Source organism: Lawsonibacter asaccharolyticus (assembly GCF_022453915.1).
Classification (GTDB): Bacteria; Bacillota; Clostridia; order Oscillospirales; family Oscillospiraceae; genus Lawsonibacter; species Lawsonibacter asaccharolyticus.
This window is the reverse complement of the sequence record NZ_CP091870.1, coordinates 1,891,254-1,909,415: the sequence shown is the minus strand read 5'-3', so window position 1 is coordinate 1,909,415 and position 18,162 is coordinate 1,891,254. Positions and strand designations below refer to the sequence as shown.

The following is an 18,162-nucleotide window of genomic DNA, read 5'->3' as shown; positions in this document are numbered from 1 at the left end:
TGTTGCGACATGAAACAATACCGTAAGCTCGTTCGTGATCAAATCCCAGAGATCATTAAAGCAGATGGAAAAATCTGCATCTGCGAAACACTTTCTGACAAGGACTACCTGTCCCTTTTGGACCAGAAGCTGAACGAGGAACTGGCGGAATATCAGGAGAGCAAATCTCTGGAAGAACTCGCCGACCTTCTGGAGGTCATGCAGGCGGTCGTGAAAGCCCGGGGCTGGACGCTGGAAGAATTGGAGCAGGTGCGGGCGGACAAGGCTGACAAACGGGGTGGATTTGAAAAGAAAATTCTTTTGAAAGAAGTGCGGGAAAAGGAGCCTTCTGATGGATGAAAAAGACGATTTAATGGCCAGAACCATGGTAGAAAATTTGAGCATCGGCATTAACCCTCTCACAGGCAGAGCACTTCCACCGTCAGATTGCTGCGCCAACGAGGTGGTACAAGAAGCGCTAAAGGCGGTATTGGAGCATTGTTCCCTGGAATCCTATGCCTCTATTCTGGAGCGGCAGAGAAAAGAGAAAGAGGCGGCTCAAAAGGAGAAAAAAGAACGCCGAAAAGCTCAATACCCAAATACCGGGAAAGCGTGGTCCAGAGAGGAAAGCGAGAAGCTCTATGATTTGTACTTTCGGAGAAAGAATAACATCTGGCAAATCGCAAACATCTTGAAAAGAACACCAGGAAGTGTCTCAACTCATCTGAAAAAATTTGGATATTGATTGTGAGGTGACCTCCATGTCTACCTACCGCTCCGCCTCCGGCAGCAGTGCCGAGGATCTGTTCATCGAACTGTTCTCCGACACTTTCGGTGCCGAGAAGGCCGGCTATCTATACTCCCAGTATCCCTTCTCCGACATCTATCAAAATAGCCGGTTTGCCGATTTCCTGATCGAAAACGGCGGACGAAAGGTGGCCATTGAGATCGACGACGAGGCTTCCCACAACCCAAAATTGATCTCCCGGAACAAGTTCTATGATGACCTGCTCAAGCAGAACAGCATGATCTACCTGGGCTGGGACGTGTATCGCTGGGCGGTGCGGCAGATGCAGCAGCAGCCGGAGACCGTGAAAGACGAGCTGCGGGTATTCCTGGGCCAGCACCCCAGCTTCAAGGAGATCGAGGACTACCTTCCCACTCAGCGGGGCAAGTCCCTGGACGGCTCCAAGCTGGAGCTGAAGGAGCACCAAAAGCAGGCCCTGGCGGTTCTGGAGGAGATGCGCTGCAACTTCGAGACCATCGCCCTGCTCTACCACGCCACCGGCACCGGCAAGACGGTGACCGCTGTTATGGACGCCAAGCGGTTCGGGAAGCGGACGCTATTCCTGGCCCACACGGTGGAGCTGGTGGATCAGGCCACCAAGACCTTCCGGGAGCTGTGGCCCCGGGCCACGGTGGGGCGCTATGTGGAGAGCATGAAGCAGGGCAACGCCTTTGCAGTCTGTGGCAGCATTCAGAGCGCTGCTCTGAATCTGGAGCGGTTCAAGCCAGATGACTTCAGCTACATCATCGTGGACGAGGCCCACCACGCCTCCGCCGATACATACCAGAAGGTCCTGTCCTACTTCACGCCGGAATTCACCCTGGGCCTGACCGCCACACCAGAGCGGGCCGACGACAAGAACATCCTGGATATCTTCAAGAACACCGCCCACAAGCTGGACATCCAGACCGCCGTGGAGATCGGCGAGCTGGTGCCAGTGCGGTGCATCCGCATCCACACCAACATCGATTTGACCAAAGTGCGGTTCAACAGCGTCCAGTACAACATCCGGGACTTGGAAAGCAAGATCTATGTTCCGGAGCGGAACCAGCTCATCGTGGACACCTGGCTCCAATATGTGAAGGACAAGCGGACGGTCATCTTCTGTGCCTCCGTCAAGCACGCTCAGGAGATCGCCGGGCGACTCCATGACGCTGGTGTGGCCGCTGAGGCTGTATCCGGCGAGATAAAGGCCAGCGACCGCCGGGAGGTCTTGGCTCGGTTTGAAAAGGGCGAAACCAAGGTGCTGTGCGCCTGCGACCTGCTCAACGAGGGCTGGGACTGCCCCGCCACCGAAGTGCTGTTTATGGCCCGACCCACCATGTCCAAGGTGCTCTATACCCAGCAGCTGGGCCAAGGTATGCGGCTGTCACCGGGCAAGGAAAGCCTGATGGTGTTTGATTTCGTGGACAATGCCAGTCAGTACAATATGCCCTATTCCATGCACCGGCTGTTCCGGCTGAAGGAGTACAAGCCCGGCGCTCTGGTATTGGGCACCAAGGGGCAAAAGGCCGCCGAACAGGGCCTCTACGACCGAGGCGAACGCCCGGACGCCCTCATCGACTGGCCGGTGGACGCCCTGGACTACGAGTTGGTGGACATTTTCAACTGGCAGGGGGAAGCCGCCGGGATGATCTCCCAGATGGAGTTCGTCCGCCGGGTGGATGTGCAGACGGAGACCATCGAGCGGTATGTCCGGGATGGCCTGCTGGTACCTGATCTGGTGGTGCCCATGAGTGAGCACCGGACCTTCAAGTATTTCAAAGAAGTGACCCTCCAGAAATATGCGAAGCAGTACGGCTGGACCCTTATTGACGACTCCAACCGCAAGGACCTGTTCCTGGATATGGTACGGCAGATGGACATGAGCTACTCCTACAAGCCGGTACTGCTCAAAGCGGTGCTGCTGTTTGCCGACGACAAGGGCCGGGTGAAGCTCAGCGACATCGCCGCCTACTTCCGTGAGTTCTACGAGGCCCGCCGGGCAGCCGGTCTGGTGGTGGAAAAGGCCAACAGCATCTACGCCAAGGGCGGCTATACTGACGCCCAGGCCCAGCGGAACATCCTGTCCAATCCATTCAAACGGTTTGAGGATATGCAGATGCTCCACCATACTAAGACCCTGGGCGTGATTCAGGTGGACGAGTCCGTCTGGAAGAAGCTGACCCGGGAGGAGAAACAGGAGATCGTGCGGATTTGCGATGAAAAGCTGGAGCAGTACTATGGACGCTTAAATCGGTGACCCAAGAATATGGAGCGATGAGGTATCACGCAGCTATGGAACATACAGGATTTCAGGACAAGGACCAATATACTCAGAAGGCAAATGCACTGTTTGCCGATTGGAAGCGGCAACACGGCCACATTTCCGAAAGCAGCGAGTACAGCACGGTCCCGATTGAGATTAACCACCGCTCAAATGTATTCATTCGCGATGGAGTTATTTGCCCGGAGCAGTGGTTTTCCCCGTCACAAGAAGTCCGCCCACTTTTTCTGCTGAAAGAGGCATATGGTGGTGACAAGGACTGGGATCTGGTACAAGATTATCTGATGAGCCATGAGAAAATCACAAAGATGTGGAACCGTATCTCACATTGGACTTATGGACTAACTTCTACAACGGCAGATTGCATTGCACCTTATATTCCAGATTTGCCAGTCGGCAGCTTCGGAAACGCATATCTATGCCAGGCTGCAGCAATCAACATCCGAAAAAGTGGCGGAGGGAAAAACTCGTCCATGGATGTCATTCGCAGCTATGCAGCCTTTGATGCAAAGCGGCTTTTGGAGCAACTGCAGCTTTGCGATCCAACGGTAATTGTTTGCTGTTATACTGGTTCGGCTCTGGATATCATATGGAAAGAGGCAAACGGTAGTGTTGCGCGGACTCCGCACAACGAAAATCTCTACTATACCATTCGCCTGAACCAGCATGATGTACTGGTGCTTGACTATTGGCACCCTGCCAATCAGTACCCGGATATCATGAATTATTATAGTCTGATGGCAATCTACCAGATGGCGCTGAAAGACAGAGAAAGGAAAAATGGAAGATGAACGTCATCTGCTTCGGCGACTCCAACACCTACGGCTACGATCCCCGGGGCTATTTCGGCGGGCGGTATAACGCGGACTGTCGGTGGGTGGACATCCTGTCTGCGGCAACTGGCTGGACGATCCGAAATCTGGGACAGAACGGCCGGGAGATTCCGTATTCATCTCTCGCCTTCCCTTCTGACACAGATCTGCTGATCGTCATGCTGGGGACCAACGATCTGCTCCAGGGCCGAAGCCCGGAGCAGGCCGCCGAGCGGCTGGAACGGTTCCTCGCCGGCATCACCTTGGATCGAAGCAGGATCCTGCTGATCGCGCCGCCACCGGTGACCCTGGGCGAGTGGGTGCCCAGCCCGCAACTCATTGATGACTCCCATACCTTTGCCAAGTGCTGTCAGACTCTGGCGGAGCAATTGGGTATCCGCTTCGCCGACGCCGGGAAATGGGACATCCCCCTTGCCTATGACGGCGTCCACTTCACGGAGCAGGGCCACAGGGCCTTTGCCGCCGGACTTCTGGAGGAACTCAGATGAAACGAATGATCCCCCTGCTGCTCTCCCTTCTGTTGCTGGCCGGATGCGGCGGGAATGCCGCCGACGGTGCCTACCAGCAGATCACCCAGGAAGAGGCCAAAGAAATGATGGACGCCCAGAAGGTCATCATCCTGGATGTGCGGGAGCAGGACGAGTACGACAGCGGCCACATCCCCGGCGCCGTACTGCTGCCGGTGGGCTCCATTGATGAAACCACTGCCGCTCAGGTAATCCCTGAGAAGGACTCCACTGTGCTGGTCTACTGCCGCAGCGGAAACCGCAGCAAGACCGCTTCCACCGTGCTGGCCGACCTTGGGTACACCAATATCTACGAATTCGGCGGCATCAACACCTGGCCCTATGAGATCGAGTCGTGAGGTACTACCAAAGAAGCGGAATATTGAAGAGCAGTTAAATGACAGGGGGTGAAATGTATCTGCTCACTCCTTGTCCCGTTGAATCAGGTCTGGGAGCTTCATCAATCTCACACCGAGTTTGACGGCTACGGTTTTAGGAGGAAAATGAACGTGAGAAAAAATATCCAGCTTCCTCTAAGTATAAGGTTAGATGATTCTGGTTGTTCACGATCCTTTCATCTGGTATAATATGTTGCACATTAGTTTGAGAGAAAACTTCTGCCTTAGAAATTTATATGTAACGATACAACGCTAAAAAGAAAGGGGGAGTTGTGTGGATGAAATCATGAAACTTGATGATTCTGGAGGCGACACCAACATTCTCGAACTCACCGGTGATCTCCTGGCTGATGCTCGTGCAGATCTGACCAAATCAACCACGCTGAGCGTTCCCATTGCACAACTGGCTACATTAGGAACCGGGGTGGCCTCACTGATCCCTGCGCTCAACACGGTAACACAGACGATTAGCTTTGATACATCTGGCTTGTATCGCGTAGCCAATCAAGCCGTGGGAGACACCTTAAAGATTGCTAAGAATGGGAACTCCTGGGGTGCTTTAAAAACTGCAGATGGTGGTTCAAAGCTTGCCCAGCTTCAGTCTACTGGCCCCCTGACCGCAACATCCAAGTCAGTCGCCGCCATCAATCCAGCAACTATGATGATGGCCATAGCCCTATTCTCCATCGAGCAACAGCTTGGCGAAATTAGTGAGATGCAGAAACAGATTCTATCTTTTCTGGAAATCGAAAAAGAACCTGAAATAGAAGCAGATGTGGAAACCATTTTCAGCATAGCATCCAAGTACAAACTGAACTGGGATAATGAACATTTTGTCGCCAGTAACCACAAGATGGTTCTGGATATCCAGCGCACAGCACGAAAGAACATGCTGAGCTATGAGAAAAAAGTCAGCGATATTGTGAAAGGGAAAAAGCTGATTGTTGCCCATGCGCAGGTAAAATCTGCACTACAAGATTTATTGAAGAAGTTCAAGTACTACCGGCTTTCTCTCTACACGTTCTCCATGGCCTCTTTGATGGAAGTTATGCTGGGCGGTAACTTCAACGAGGAATATGTCTCTGGTATCAAAGATGAGATCCGTCAGATGTCCGAGGCCTACCGAGACCTCTTTGGCAGGTGCTCTGTATACCTGGAAAACCTAAGCAGCTCATCAATAGAGAAGAATTTTCTGGCTGGTATTGGCACCGCGGGCAAAGCGGTGGGCACATTGATCGGCAACATTCCTGGCATTAAAGAGGGACCAGTGGACGAATTCTTGGTCGACCAAGGTTCACGTATGAAAAAAAGCGCTCATAGTATACAGACCCAGTCCATTAAAGAGTTTGCTGAAATCAGCAACCCCCAAACGGGCGTCTTTGTTGACCGGCTGGAAGATGTCATACGGATTTTTAATCACACAGATCAAATTTGTTTTGATCGTGAAAATATCTACTTAATGTAAGCAGTACAAAATCTACATCGCCTATACAAAGAATAAGGCCGGCGGGCGCTTCAGCATGAAGTGCCCGCCGGCTCATTTTATTTTCTCATGCGTAATTGTATTTTCAAAAATATTTCCCTAACAATGGTTGTGGATTGCCCAAAAATGTCCGTTAGTAAAGTGAAAGGATATTTTGATTGTCATTTCCTGCCGTATTTTTCCCGCAGGCTCTGATGACCTTCCTGGTCCCGCCGACGCAGATCATCCGCTGAAAAGGTCTGCCACTTGGGATCGTCAGCGCCTAAGTCCAACAGCATAAACCCTTCCGGGTAGTGCAGTTCCGGGTCAAAGCCAATGTTGCCGGCCACCATCCTCTGCCAAGCCGTCTCCGCCGGTGAGGTCTGCGTCTCGTCCACAGTGTAGTCCTCCAGGTCGTGCATGGTGTCGATCTTCCGAAGAAATTCCTCCGCAGTCAACTTTCCGTCCAGGTAGTCGATCCGGGCCAGCCGGGCATTCTCGCTCCAATCTCCATATTGCAGGTAGTCCATGGGGATCAGGTCCTGCCGGTTTTCGGGAAGAGCTGTGGTGTAGCGCAGCATGCGGGCGTACATGCGGTCCCGCAGTTTTTTGCAGACCTGCAGCGCCTCGTCCTGCTCCGCGTCCAGGTTGCGCTTGAATCGGGAGCCTCTCTGCTTGCAGGGAAACCCGTCCGTCTCCCGGTCACAGTAGTGGGTCTCCTTTTTCGTCTTGGGGATGAAATAGAGCCAGCAGTAATCACAGCGGGCAATGCGCTGTTTGTCCTGATGGAAGTATAGAGCAAGCTCCAGCCCTAAAAGCCCAAAGATGGAATAGGCGGCATAGACCTGCCCCTTACTTGGTCCATCCGGCAGCAGGGCCGGATCACACAGACTCTGCAGCTGCGGATAAGCCCTGATCAATTTCTGGTACCGCTCCTGCTGTGTGGCCCGCTCCATGCCGTCACAGGCGATCTCCAGTGCGTTGCGCAAGTACACCTGAGCCCGAAGAGGCTCCTCTAAAATCTGAAGCAGTTGTGCCGCGGCGTTGAGGAGAAACAATGCGCTGCCGTCATCCTCCTGCCGCAACGACTGGTCCATGAGCTGTACTACCACAAAGTAACCCACCGGATCAATATCCTGGAGCATAGTCGGCAGCAGAAGGGCCTCGGCAACAAAATCTTCGAAGTCAGCCTGTGAGACATCTATGCGCTCCTCAAATAAGGGATGATGTTCCCGTAGGTTCCGGATCTCCCGGCGGTACGCGCTGTAATCGATCTCCGAAGCGGTGATCAGATGCTCAGCGGGAGTTACGGAGGGAAGTGTGGTCTCCCTGCCGTCTGCATGGTGCAGGATCACGGACCATCGATTTTTATCTTCTGCCTTCAGCAGCAATACGGCAATTCCGCTTGCCATCTGCTCGCCTCCTCTCAAGATCACTTCCTGATGTAAGCAATTCTTTTTTTATTTTACAATGAACTCAGCCGGAAGGGCAACAGCACCTTGAAAAATAAATACCCATCACCAGAGATGATACTCACCGGAGAAGTATTGCCATGACGCTGTTGTGGGCGAAGCAGCCGAGCATACCAAGGGGAAGCAAACGCCGTGTGTGTCAAACAAGGCCGCAGGGCTGGAACGGGTATGGTGATGGCCAGACACAGGCAAAAGACAGTCACCGTAAAAAAAGACCGCTGAACTGCTGCAACAGTTCAACGGCCCGCTGCGTTTCGGAAAACACAGCCCAATCTGTATTCAGTTTATCAGAGAGACCTCCGAAACGCAAGAACAATTTTTCTCTGTATTTGAAAATGATCGGAGGTATTGAAATGAAGATGTCAGTCTGTAAAAGCTACGGCGACCTGCCGCTGTTTCTCAATGCAAAACTGGTGGCACAGGTGCTGGGCGTGTCCATCTCCACCGCCTACGAGGTAATGCACGAACCCGGTTTCCCGACACTCCGTGTGGGCAGCCGCATGGTGGTACCGAAAGAAAAGTTCATTCGGTGGGCGGAGGAACAGTCCGGAGGTGCGAAATGAGAAAGCAGAGCTGGACCAAGCGGGATCCCATCAAAAACTATTTCCCACTGCCCAACGAGATCTACGATCTGGGGCTGTCCCGCGGCGCGATCTCGGTGTACAGTTTCCTGCTCCGCCGGGAGGACCGCAAAACCTATCAGTGTCTGCTCAGCTACCGGGAGATCGGCGAGGGCGTGGGCATGTGCGTGACCACGGTACGCAAGTATGTGGCGGAGCTGGAGGAGCGGTCGCTCATCCGCACCGAGCGCACGACCGTTACCACCAAAGACGGCCGCAAGCGCAACGGCCGTCTGCTCTATCATATCCTGCCTATCCAGTTGGCAATCGATCAGTACTATGAGCGGCAGATGGACATGGCCGACCTGGCACTGGAACAGCACAAGGCAAAGCAGCGCCTGGCCGCGCTGGAGAGAAGGGAGTGTGTATCCGGATGCTGATGCAGGAACTGGGCCGCATCCTTCAAGAAGATCCCAACCTGTGCGCCATGGCTATGGCGGACAAGCGAAAGTACATCATCAGCAAGTGGAACGCCAGTCATAGTGATCCCATCGACGAAGACGCCGTGGCACTGTTTCTCTGCGATGAGAACCGCGGCGACCTCACGGATGAGCAGAGAGCATTTGCGAAAGAGCGCTGTGCGGAATTTGAATTCTGCAATCAAATTACTGTGTACCGACTGCTTCAATGCGGCGAGATGATACGCCAGCATCTGGTGTCCGGTCCGGCGGAATACTTCCGGATTTTCCTGCCGCAGTGCGCCGTCCCCTGCGGCAGAGGAATCCCCCTTTGCAGCGGCCTGTGAGGCGCTGTGTGCCCTCCTTCGAGGCAGGGCAGAGTCCCTGCCCCACCTGGGGCTTTCAAGGCGGATTTGGCCCGATTTCGGGCCAGACTTCGGGACGGGGGCCACGGGGGGACGAAGAGCAGGAGAAACTGCCGGGGTCATGTGCCCCTCGGCAGAGACACAACTGCCCGCAGTGCGGGCAGTTTCGGGGGATGGGCGAGGGCGTTCCAAAAACAAAAATTTCCTCATTAGGGGGTTCTCCCGGCACAAAAACCACGAATCACAAGAAAATTCAGGGCGTTCCTACGAAAAAAAGGAGGTTTCAAAGCATGGTTATCGGAAAAGAGAAATTTGCCCTCTGGATCACGCCAGAGGCTAAAAAAGAAGTGGAAGCTCACTACAAACAGGATAACTGCAAAAGCCAGAGCGAATACATTGAGAAGGCTGTCCGATTCTATTCCGGCTACCTGGATACGGAACACGCGGAGGAATATCTGCCCCGTATCCTCTCGGATGTGCTGGAGGGGAAGCTGGGCGCCTTCGGAAAACGCATGGGGCATCTGATTTTCAAGCAAGCGGTGGACCAGGATCTGATGGCGAATCTGTTCGCCAGCGATATCAATGTTAGCTTGGATACACTGCAAAAACTTCGGGTGCGCTGCGTGAAAAATGTGAAAGAAACCAACGGGGAAATTGATTTCCAGGATGCGTTTCAGTTTCAGAAGAGGATTGAGGAATGAAGGGCCTCATTCAAAAGTCCGGCTACATCAAGCCGGGAAGCGGCGGCGGACACTACGCCGAGTACATCGCCACCCGGGACGGCGTGGAGGTGACGGAGCCGGCGGCGGGCGGCTATCTGGAATACATGGCGGAGCGTCCCCGCTCCCACGGTCTGTTCTCTGCGGACGGTGTTGCTGATCTGGAGCAAACCATGGAGGAGATCAACGCACACGCCGGTCCGGTGTGGACCTTCATCTACTCTCTAAAGCGTGAGGATGCTGCACGGCTGGGCTACGAAAACGGCGAGAGCTGGCGCAGATTGCTGCTGGCTCATCAGGCAGAACTGGCAGCGGCGATGAAAATTCCGCCCAGCAGCTTTCGTTGGTGCGCCGCCTTCCACGATGAAAAGCACCACCCACACATCCACATGATGGTCTGGTCTGCCGATCCCAGGCAGGGCTATCTGACTGAGAAAGGCATCGAGCAGATGCGCTCCCAGCTGTCCAACGATATCTTCCGGGACGAGCTGCTGTCCCTTTATCAGGAGAAGGATCTGTCCTACCAAGAGGTACGGGACGCAGCTATGGAGGCCATGGGCCTCCTCATCCGAGAAATGAAATCCGGCCTCTGTGACAGTCCGGTCATCGCCGGTCAGATGGAAACGCTGGCCGGAATGCTGGCGGAGGTCAAAGGTAAAAAGGTGTATGGCTATCTCAAAAAGCCGGTGAAGGCGCAGGTGGATGCCATCGTGGACGAGTTGGCCAGGCTCCCGGAGGTAGCGGAGTGCTACGAACAATGGAACCGGCTGCGGGATGAGCTGGAGCGGTACTACAAGGACACGCCGAGAGAACACAAACCATTGTCGCAGCAACAGGAATTCAAGGCCATCAAGAACATGGTCATCCGGGAGGCGGAGGAACTGCGCCTGGGTACCTTCACCTTCGAAGATGCGGCCATGAAAGATGAAGTGGATGAGGACCAGGAGGAGGTGTACTACGCCTGGTCCTCCCACTGGCAGATGGCGGAAGCCTACCAGAACGCGAAAGAGATCCTCTCGGTATATGAAAACACAGAAGCGGAAAAGGCGGAGCAGGTGCGGTTGCTGGAGCAGCTCTGGGGCGCCGGCTTCACCGTGGCCGCTCACCTGCTGGGCAAGTGCTGGCGGGATGGTATGGGTGTGCTGCCGGATGACGAACAGGCGGAGCTGTGGTTCCGCCGCGCAGCCGAAGCCGGTCATGACTTTTCCCAATACGCTCTGGGGAAGTTATTGCAGAGGAAAAAGCGGATGGAGGAAGCGGTGTCCTGGTATGAGAAAGCGGCGGAGCAGGGCAACACTTGGGCCGCTTACCGGCTGGGGAAACTGTATCTGGAGGGAAAGGATGTCCCAAAGGATACAGCCAAGGCGGTGGAGTATCTGAGCGATGCCGCCCAGGAGGGAAACCAGTATGCCCAGTACGCTCTTGGCAAGCTGTACCTCACCGGCGAGGATGTGACCCAAGACCGGGAGCAGGCGTATAGCTGGTTCTGGGAATCCGCATCTCAGGGAAACGAGTATGCCCAGTTCTTTCTGGATCACTTCAATGACAACCGCAGCCCCAATGTGCTCCTCTCTGCCACCAAGCTCCTCCACCACATGGGCCGGATCTTTCAGGACAACTCCATTCCGCCCTGCCCGCCGGGCAGCCAGAGAGCGGATCGCAAACTGCGCCAGAAGATCCGTCAGAAGAAGATCGCCATGGGCCACAAGCCGGATGACCATGAGGAGGAGCAGAACATGGGCGGCATGACCATGGGCGGGATGTAGGCGTATTAAAATCTGACATGCCAAAACAAAGATAAAAACCTCTCCCCAGCCCCAAAATCTTTCTGAAAAAGTTTCAAATAAGGGGTGGATATTGGGAAACAGTTCGGGTATTGTGTGTTGCTGATAAGGAGGCGATGCGCAGTGAACGACTACATGAGAGCACTGCACCAGCAGTTCTTCCGGGAACCGGATGTGTCAGAGTTGGAAGAGGACATCGAGAACACCCGCCAGGAGGTGAGAGACTGCCTGGACAAGATGCAGCGGCGCAGGCTCATGCATTTGGTGGATACTCAAAATCTGCTACGGGAGGAGACTTCCCTGGCCAGCTTCACGGCCGGATTCAAACTGGCCTGGGGACTGAGCAAAGAACTGGAGGCAGACGGCCTGTACTCCTTCGATGAGGATGAGACAGAACGCATCTGCCGCAGAATGGAACAGGAGGAATGATCGAGATGACAAATCGACTTCCCATTCAGCGGTGCCAGTACTGTGGGTGCGAGGACATCGGTCTTGGCTGGCAGCACGGCGAAGCGCTGGTCACATTCAAGAAACACGGAATGCTGGGCAACCGACTGCGGTATCTGATCTGCCGCCGCTGCGGTGCAGTGCTCTACCAGTGCGTGGCGGAGCCTTACAAGTATCCTCCTGTGAAATAGGCTACGCAGTAACCGCACGACAAATGAAACGGAACGATTGGAGGTGAAACAACATGGCAAAGAGACGACCATCCGGAGATGGCATGGTACGCAAACGGGAAGACGGGCGTTGGGAAGGCCGCATCGTGGTGGGCCACAAGGAAAACGGCGAGCCCATCTTCCGATATGTGCTGGCCAAAACTCAAAAAGAACTGCTGGCCAAACTCCACCGTGACATGGATATCTATCAGGACGCACAGCTTACCGAGGACAGCCGAATGACGCTGGGCGAGTGGCTGGATCGCTGGATGGAGGAATATGGTGCCGTCACCCTGCGGCCCAACACCCTGCGCAGCTACGAGCAGTACATCCGGTGCTATGTGAAGCCCTACCTGGGCGGCAAGATTGTCTCACGGGTCACACGGCTGGACATTCAAAAACTGTACCGGAAGCTGAAGAAAGAGGGGCGTGTCCACGACCACCCGGAGTATGGGCACGAACTGTCGGACACCATGGTGCTCCGCATCCATGCCATGCTCCACCGCTGTCTCAAAGATGCGGAGCGGGACCACATCGTTCCCTATAACCCAACGGACGGCGTCAAGCTGCCCAAGAGCAACTACAAAACCAAGCAGGTTCTTGACCGGGAGCAGATGGACGCCTTCCTGGCAGCAGTGGACAAGAACGAAATCTGGCGTGACTTCTTCTACACGGAACTGACCACCGGCCTGCGTCGAGGTGAGATCTGCGGTCTCATGTGGAGGGACTTTGATGAGAACGCCGGGACACTGAAAATCCTCCGCTCGGTGAATGTACCTAAGCGGGGTGAAATGGAGATCGGCGAGACCAAGACTGAGAGGGGCAGACGTACCATCCGTCTGCCCCCCAGTACTGTCCAGCGATTAAAGGAGAGGAAAAAACACGCGGTCAGTCAGTGGATCTTCCCGGAACCGCTGGCTCCGGAGAAGCCGGTGCGCCCCAGCGCTGCCTACTACTGGATGAAGGTGCTGCTAAAAGAGGCAGGACTGCCTCACATCAGGTTCCATGATTTACGCCACACCTTCGCCACCCATGCCCTGGCCAGCGGTGTGGATGCCAAGACTCTCTCCGGCATCCTGGGACATACCAATGCATCGTTCACACTGGATACCTACACGCATGTGACACCGGATATGCAGAGAGCCGCCAGCGATGTAGTTGGCGACTTTCTGAAAAATCTATTGGGAGAGGAGTTGAACCCATGGCCAGAAAACGAAAAAGCGGAACCGGCACCATAAGGCAGCGAAAAGACGGACGCTGGGAAGGCCGGGCTGTGGTGGGCTATGATGACAAGGGACTGCCCAAAACAAAAAATGTGCTGGCCAAAACCAAGCGGGAATGCCAGGAAAAACTGGCCAAACTGTTGGAAGAAGTGGGCGGTACCAAATCCGAAAAAATCTGTGCCGATATGCCATTCGGAGAGTGGATGGACTTCTGGTATCAAACCTATCTCAAGCCCGGCCTTCGCCCCACCACGCAGTTAAATTATGAGAGAACCATCTACCAGCACATCATCCCCCAACTGGGCAGTATCCCACTGTGCCAACTGAGTCAGAAGGATCTCCAACAGTTCTATGCCTATCTGAAAAAAGAGGGGCGGCTTGTCCGCACCGAACAATATGGGAAGGGCCTGTCCGATCGGATGGTGCGAATGTGTCACGCCAAATGTCGGGCAGCGCTGGACCAGGCGGTGCAGGAGAACCTGATCCGAAGCAACCCTGCTGTGGGCTGTAAGCTGCCGCCCAAGCGGGGACGGGAGATGCAGGTGCTGTCCCGCCAGGAGCTCCAGCGGTTTCTCATGCAGGCCAAGGCGGACGGCTACTTTGAACTGTTCCTGCTGGACTTATCCACCGGCCTTCGCCGGGGCGAACTGCTGGCGCTCCAATGGTCCGACCTGGATCTGGATACAGGAACGCTGTCCGTGACCAAACAAGTCAATGAGGTGAAGGGAAAACTGCAGCTGAGTGTCCCAAAGACAAAAGCGTCCATCCGCAAACTGGTGCTGCCGCCTGCCGTGGTGGAGGTGTTCCGGGAATACCGAAAGGCGGCAAAGTCCCGGTGGCTGTTCCCCTCGCCCATCAAGGAGGATGAACCAATCAGGCCCAGCTCCGTGCTCCGAATGCTCCATATCATTCTGGAGCGAGCTCAGTGCAAACAAATTCGCTTTCATGATCTGCGCCATACTTTTGCCACCATGGCGCTGGAGAATGGCATGGACATCAAAACACTCTCCGCCATGCTGGGGCATGTGTCAGCGGCCACCACCCTGGACATTTACACCCACATCACCGGCGACATGCTCAGCGAAGCTGCCGCCAAGATCGACCGTGGCCTGGGCAATGAAGTGGCGGAGGACTCTTCTGCAGCAGATCCGCTCACCGACTTCCAGCCGGTCATGCGGCGCACAAGAAAGCCTGGAACTGGCTGTATCACCCAGATCAACGACCACCTCTTTGAGGGACGCTATTCGCCCACCTGGCCGGACGGTACCAAACACTCCAAGTGCGTCTACGCCCACACCCGTGAGGAGTGCGAGGAGAAGCTGAAGGTGCTCATCCAGCAGCTGAACGCCGAGCGGAAGGCAATCCAGGACCGGCTGCGAGGGATCCCATCACCTGAGAAACTCACCAAGAAGCAGCGGCAGATCTGGGAGTATATGAAGATTTACCCCGACGAGACAAATTACAGCACCATCGCCAAGGGGGCTAAGGTGACCCGGCATACGGTGGCAAAATGGTATGGGATGATCCGTGAGATGGTAAATCCTGCCGCACAAATTGGGACAGGGATCGTATCATAATCTGATACGGTCCCTGTCCACTTCATAGAGCAATTTATAAAAATACATGTTTTAGAGGCAGACTTACCAGCCTTCGGACAACAGGAAATCCGCCAGATGTACGATGCGGATGCCGTTCTCATTGCCCACATCCAGGCTGTTGGTGGTGACCACATACTTGGGGTAGTGGTCCTGGATCTCCATGAGGTTGCCCACCTCCCGGTCAGAGTTCTCCGGCAGTTGGACACAGACCTGGACATAAATCTTCTCCTCCCGGCGGATGCCGATGAAGTCGATCTCCTTGGCTGCGTTTTTTCCGATATAGACTTCGTAGCCCCTGCGCTTTAACTCCAGGAACACGATGTTTTCCAGAGCGCCGTCCAGCATCTTCCGGTCGTAGCCAAGGAGACAGTATTTCAGCGTGACATCGGCCAGGTAATACTTTTCCTGGGTGGCCAAGACTGCCTTCCCCTGGATATCGTACCGGTGGCAGGGGTAGATGACAAAGGCCTGCTCCAGCCAGCGCAGGTAGTTGTAGATGGACTCCACTGAGACGGTGCGGTGTTCATTGCGCAGAAACTTGGTGATGGAACTGGCGGAAAAGGTCTTCCCCATGTTTTCCATCAGGTACTTCACCACCCGGTCAAACAGATCCTGCTTATTGATCCGGTGCCGCTTCACGATGTCCCGTGAGATCACTGTGTGGTAGATACCGTTGACGATCTGATAGGCACTCTGTGCGTCATAGTTGCCCAGAGCGATGATGGGAAATCCGCCGAAGCGGATGTAGTCCTCCAGCAGTTCCTTTGGTGTCCGGGGGTCTCCTGCCTTGAAGTCCAGAAACTCCCGGAAGGACAGGGGGTAGACCGGGATGGACACATACCGGCCGGTGAGGTAGGTGGAGATCTCACTGGACATCAGTTTGGAGTTGGAGCCGGTGACATAGATGTCCGCATCCGCTCCCTCCAGCAGACTGTTGACTGCCTTTTCCCAGCCCTTGATCTCCTGAATTTCATCCAGCAGCAGATAGCAGCGGCCTTTTCCCTGAATCTGCGCTTTCAGATCATCATACATGTCCTTGGCAGAGATGTCCGATGGAATGTCCATCTCTGTGTAGCGTTTCTGGATGATCCGATCCTCCGGTACGCCCCGTCGGCGGAACTCATCGGCCAGCATCTGAAAGATGGTAGATTTTCCGCAGCGCCGCACGCCGGCCAGGATCTTCACCAGCGGCTGGTCAATAAACGGCGTGACAGCCTCGATATAGGAAGGTCTCAGAATCATGAAATCGCCCCCTTGCTTTTCTTATTATACCCAAAATCTCCGGCATATTCAAATACTTTTTCGTGTCTAACAAGAAAAACTTGCAGGGCAATGCCGGGACATATTTTTCATGCGTTTTAGAGTCTCAATGAGATGGTTATCCCCTGAGCGGAATATTTCCGGGCTTCATCGTGCAGCCTGCCGGATTGCCAGGTCACCCCGTTTATGGTATGATGACACCAGAACGGGAGGAGGTGCCGGTATGCCCCGTATGGATGTCACGGAAATGGCCTTTGCCAAACTCTATCCTCTGCTGGTGGCCAAAGCCGAGAAAAAGGGCCGCACCCGGGAAGAGGTGGATCAGGTCACCGCCTGGCTCACCGGCTATTCGTCGGAGGAGCTGGCCCGCCTGGAGCAGTCCGATGTGAGCTACGGCGACTTTTTCCGGAACGCCCCCTCCATGAACCACAACCGGACTTTGATCACAGGCAAGATCTGCGGCGTCCGGGTGGAGGAGATCGAGGATCCCCTCATGCGGGATATCCGGTACCTGGACAAGTTGGTGGACGAGCTGGCCAAGGGCAAGGCTATGGAGAAAATTCTGAGAAAGCAGATGCCTGACGATGAATAAGCAGGAGATTTACGCCCTTCTGGACGAAAGAAACATCTGGCATGAGATAACGGAGCACAAGGCCGTGTACAACATGGCGGAGGTGGCGGAGATCCACCTGCCCTACCCGGAAGCCGACGCCAAGAACCTCTTCATCCGGGATGACAAAAAACGCAATTACTATCTCATTACAGTCAAAGGCGACAAGCGGGTTGACCTGAAAGCCTTCCGGCAGCAGCACGGCACCCGGCCGCTGACCTTCGCCTCGGATCAGGATTTGATGGATATTCTGGGGCTGATCCCTGGCGCGGTGACGCCCCTGGGCCTGCTCAACGACCGGGAACACAAGGTGACCTTCTTTCTGGACAGGCCCTTTCTGGAAGGCTCTGGTCTGATCGGGGTCCATCCCAACGACAACACCGCCACCGTATGGCTCAAAACCCAGGATCTGCTCCGGCTCCTGGAGGAGAACGGCACTCGGATCACCCTGTTTGAGGCATAACGATTTGTCGCCCGCCAGGCGACCAAACCAAATTAAAATTCCCCTATACTGTGCTTGTAAATCAAACAACACAGCATAGGGGGATTTTTTATGAAGCAGAATCTGACGGAACTGGTGTTCATTCTGGACCGCAGCGGCTCCATGCAGGGGCTGGAGGGGGACACCATCGGCGGCTTCAACGCCATGATCGAAAAGCAGAAGAAGGAGCCCGGCGAGGCCTTCGTCTCCACCGTCCTCTTTGACGACCGGAGCGAGGTGCTCCATGACCGGGTGTCCCTGGAGAAGGTCCGGCCCATCACGGAAAAGGAGTACTATGTTCGGGGCTGCACCGCCCTGCTGGATGCCATCGGCGGGGCCATCCACCACATCGGGAACATCCACAAGTACGCCCGCCCGGAGGATGTGCCGGAGCACACTCTCTTCGTCATCACCACCGACGGCATGGAGAACGCCAGCCGCCGCTACTCCGCCCAGCGGGTGAAGGAGATGATCCAGCACCAGAAGGAGAAATACGGCTGGGAATTCCTCTTCCTGGGGGCCAACATCGACGCAGTGGAGACGGCGGGCCACCTGGGCATCGCCCCCGACCGGGCGGTGAACTACCACTGCGACAGCGAGGGCACCCGCCTCAACTACGAGGTGGTGGGCCGGGCCGTGGCGGCCGTCCGGTGCAGCGTCCCTCTGGACGAGCACTGGAAAGATGCCATTGAGGAGGACTTCCGCAAACGGCAGAAGTCGGGGCGACAGTGATCCGCAGGCAGAA

General features: G+C 55.1%; 21 protein-coding genes. 19 read left to right on the top strand and 2 right to left on the bottom strand.

From position 1 onward, the window contains the following. Positions 1-9 precede the first annotated feature (9 nt). The 7 genes from L9O85_RS09165 to L9O85_RS09135 all read left to right on the top strand — a co-directional run bounded on the left by L9O85_RS09165 (position 10) and on the right by L9O85_RS09135 (position 6,234). Complete coding sequence (locus tag L9O85_RS09165; protein WP_301578466.1) at positions 10-339, top strand: nucleoside triphosphate pyrophosphohydrolase; 330 nt, start codon at positions 10-12, stop codon at positions 337-339. Further along, positions 332-724, top strand: coding sequence for a hypothetical protein (locus tag L9O85_RS09160; RefSeq protein ID WP_301578465.1), 393 nt, complete (start codon positions 332-334; stop codon positions 722-724). The genes L9O85_RS09165 and L9O85_RS09160 overlap by 8 nt, the downstream gene beginning before the upstream one ends. A gap of 7 nt (positions 725-731) precedes the next feature. Beyond that, positions 732-3,008: a DEAD/DEAH box helicase gene (locus L9O85_RS09155; protein WP_430688790.1), complete on the top strand. Its 2,277-nt coding sequence runs from the start codon at positions 732-734 to the stop codon at positions 3,006-3,008. Positions 3,009-3,043: 35 nt separating this feature from the next. After that, complete coding sequence (locus L9O85_RS09150) at positions 3,044-3,823, top strand: hypothetical protein (RefSeq protein ID WP_301578463.1); 780 nt, start codon at positions 3,044-3,046, stop codon at positions 3,821-3,823. Next, the gene (locus tag L9O85_RS09145) at positions 3,820-4,353 is read left to right on the top strand and encodes a GDSL-type esterase/lipase family protein (RefSeq protein WP_301578462.1); all 534 of its coding nucleotides are present in this window, start codon (positions 3,820-3,822) and stop codon (positions 4,351-4,353) included. The genes L9O85_RS09150 and L9O85_RS09145 overlap by 4 nt, the downstream gene beginning before the upstream one ends. After that, positions 4,350-4,730 carry a rhodanese-like domain-containing protein gene (locus tag L9O85_RS09140; RefSeq protein ID WP_301578461.1) on the top strand — a complete coding sequence of 127 codons (381 nt, stop codon included), beginning with the start codon at positions 4,350-4,352 and terminating at the stop codon, positions 4,728-4,730. The genes L9O85_RS09145 and L9O85_RS09140 overlap by 4 nt, the downstream gene beginning before the upstream one ends. Positions 4,731-5,043: 313 nt before the next feature. Further along, on the top strand, positions 5,044-6,234 hold the full coding sequence (locus L9O85_RS09135) for a hypothetical protein (protein WP_301578460.1): 1,191 nt from the start codon (positions 5,044-5,046) through the stop codon (positions 6,232-6,234). Positions 6,235-6,413: 179 nt separating this feature from the next. Here the strand turns inward: L9O85_RS09135 and L9O85_RS09130 are convergent, their stop codons facing one another. Then, entirely contained in the window at positions 6,414-7,643 is a 1,230-nt protein-coding gene (locus tag L9O85_RS09130) for a DUF6076 domain-containing protein (RefSeq protein WP_301578459.1), read from the bottom strand. Between the two features lie 413 nt (positions 7,644-8,056). Between L9O85_RS09130 and L9O85_RS09125 the strand changes: the two genes are divergently transcribed. The 9 genes from L9O85_RS09125 (at position 8,057) to L9O85_RS09085 (ending at position 15,045) form a co-directional block, all read left to right on the top strand. Beyond that, the gene (locus L9O85_RS09125; protein ID WP_301578458.1) at positions 8,057-8,266 is read left to right on the top strand and encodes a helix-turn-helix domain-containing protein; all 210 of its coding nucleotides are present in this window, start codon (positions 8,057-8,059) and stop codon (positions 8,264-8,266) included. Further along, positions 8,263-8,703 (top strand): helix-turn-helix domain-containing protein, encoded by a 441-nt coding sequence (locus tag L9O85_RS09120; RefSeq protein ID WP_301578457.1) that lies wholly within the window; start codon positions 8,263-8,265, stop codon positions 8,701-8,703. Before L9O85_RS09125 ends, L9O85_RS09120 begins: the two co-directional genes overlap by 4 nt. After that, the gene (locus tag L9O85_RS09115; RefSeq protein WP_301578456.1) at positions 8,697-9,068 is read left to right on the top strand and encodes a hypothetical protein; all 372 of its coding nucleotides are present in this window, start codon (positions 8,697-8,699) and stop codon (positions 9,066-9,068) included. Before L9O85_RS09120 ends, L9O85_RS09115 begins: the two co-directional genes overlap by 7 nt. Before the next feature lie 308 nt (positions 9,069-9,376). Next, positions 9,377-9,787, top strand: coding sequence for a hypothetical protein (locus tag L9O85_RS09110; protein WP_301578455.1), 411 nt, complete (start codon positions 9,377-9,379; stop codon positions 9,785-9,787). Next, positions 9,784-11,571 (top strand): MobP3 family relaxase, encoded by a 1,788-nt coding sequence (gene mobP3, locus L9O85_RS09105; RefSeq protein WP_301578454.1) that lies wholly within the window; start codon positions 9,784-9,786, stop codon positions 11,569-11,571. Before L9O85_RS09110 ends, mobP3 begins: the two co-directional genes overlap by 4 nt. 141 nt (positions 11,572-11,712) lie before the next feature. Then, entirely contained in the window at positions 11,713-12,018 is a 306-nt protein-coding gene (locus L9O85_RS09100) for a hypothetical protein (protein WP_301578453.1), read from the top strand. A gap of 5 nt (positions 12,019-12,023) precedes the next feature. Further along, on the top strand, positions 12,024-12,227 hold the full coding sequence (locus tag L9O85_RS09095; protein ID WP_301578452.1) for a hypothetical protein: 204 nt from the start codon (positions 12,024-12,026) through the stop codon (positions 12,225-12,227). A gap of 53 nt (positions 12,228-12,280) precedes the next feature. Continuing rightward, positions 12,281-13,483, top strand: a complete 1,203-nt coding sequence (locus L9O85_RS09090) for a tyrosine-type recombinase/integrase (RefSeq protein ID WP_301578451.1) — start codon at positions 12,281-12,283, stop codon at positions 13,481-13,483. Then, positions 13,447-15,045: a tyrosine-type recombinase/integrase gene (locus tag L9O85_RS09085; protein WP_301578450.1), complete on the top strand. Its 1,599-nt coding sequence runs from the start codon at positions 13,447-13,449 to the stop codon at positions 15,043-15,045. The genes L9O85_RS09090 and L9O85_RS09085 overlap by 37 nt, the downstream gene beginning before the upstream one ends. A gap of 63 nt (positions 15,046-15,108) precedes the next feature. On the opposite strand, the gene L9O85_RS09080 is transcribed toward L9O85_RS09085, so the two are convergent. Beyond that, positions 15,109-16,308: an ATP-binding protein gene (locus L9O85_RS09080; RefSeq protein ID WP_301578449.1), complete on the bottom strand. Its 1,200-nt coding sequence runs from the start codon at positions 16,306-16,308 to the stop codon at positions 15,109-15,111. A gap of 241 nt (positions 16,309-16,549) precedes the next feature. On the opposite strand from L9O85_RS09080, the gene L9O85_RS09075 reads away from it, so the two are divergent. The 3 genes from L9O85_RS09075 (at position 16,550) to L9O85_RS09065 (ending at position 18,149) form a co-directional block, all read left to right on the top strand. Continuing rightward, positions 16,550-16,918, top strand: a complete 369-nt coding sequence (locus tag L9O85_RS09075; protein WP_301578448.1) for a DUF2200 domain-containing protein — start codon at positions 16,550-16,552, stop codon at positions 16,916-16,918. Beyond that, positions 16,911-17,399 (top strand): prolyl-tRNA synthetase associated domain-containing protein, encoded by a 489-nt coding sequence (locus L9O85_RS09070; RefSeq protein WP_301578447.1) that lies wholly within the window; start codon positions 16,911-16,913, stop codon positions 17,397-17,399. Before L9O85_RS09075 ends, L9O85_RS09070 begins: the two co-directional genes overlap by 8 nt. A 90-nt stretch (positions 17,400-17,489) precedes the next feature. Further along, a complete protein-coding gene (locus L9O85_RS09065; protein WP_301578446.1) occupies positions 17,490-18,149 on the top strand; it encodes a vWA domain-containing protein in 660 nt (219 codons plus the stop codon). The last annotated feature ends 13 nt before the right edge of the window (positions 18,150-18,162 follow it).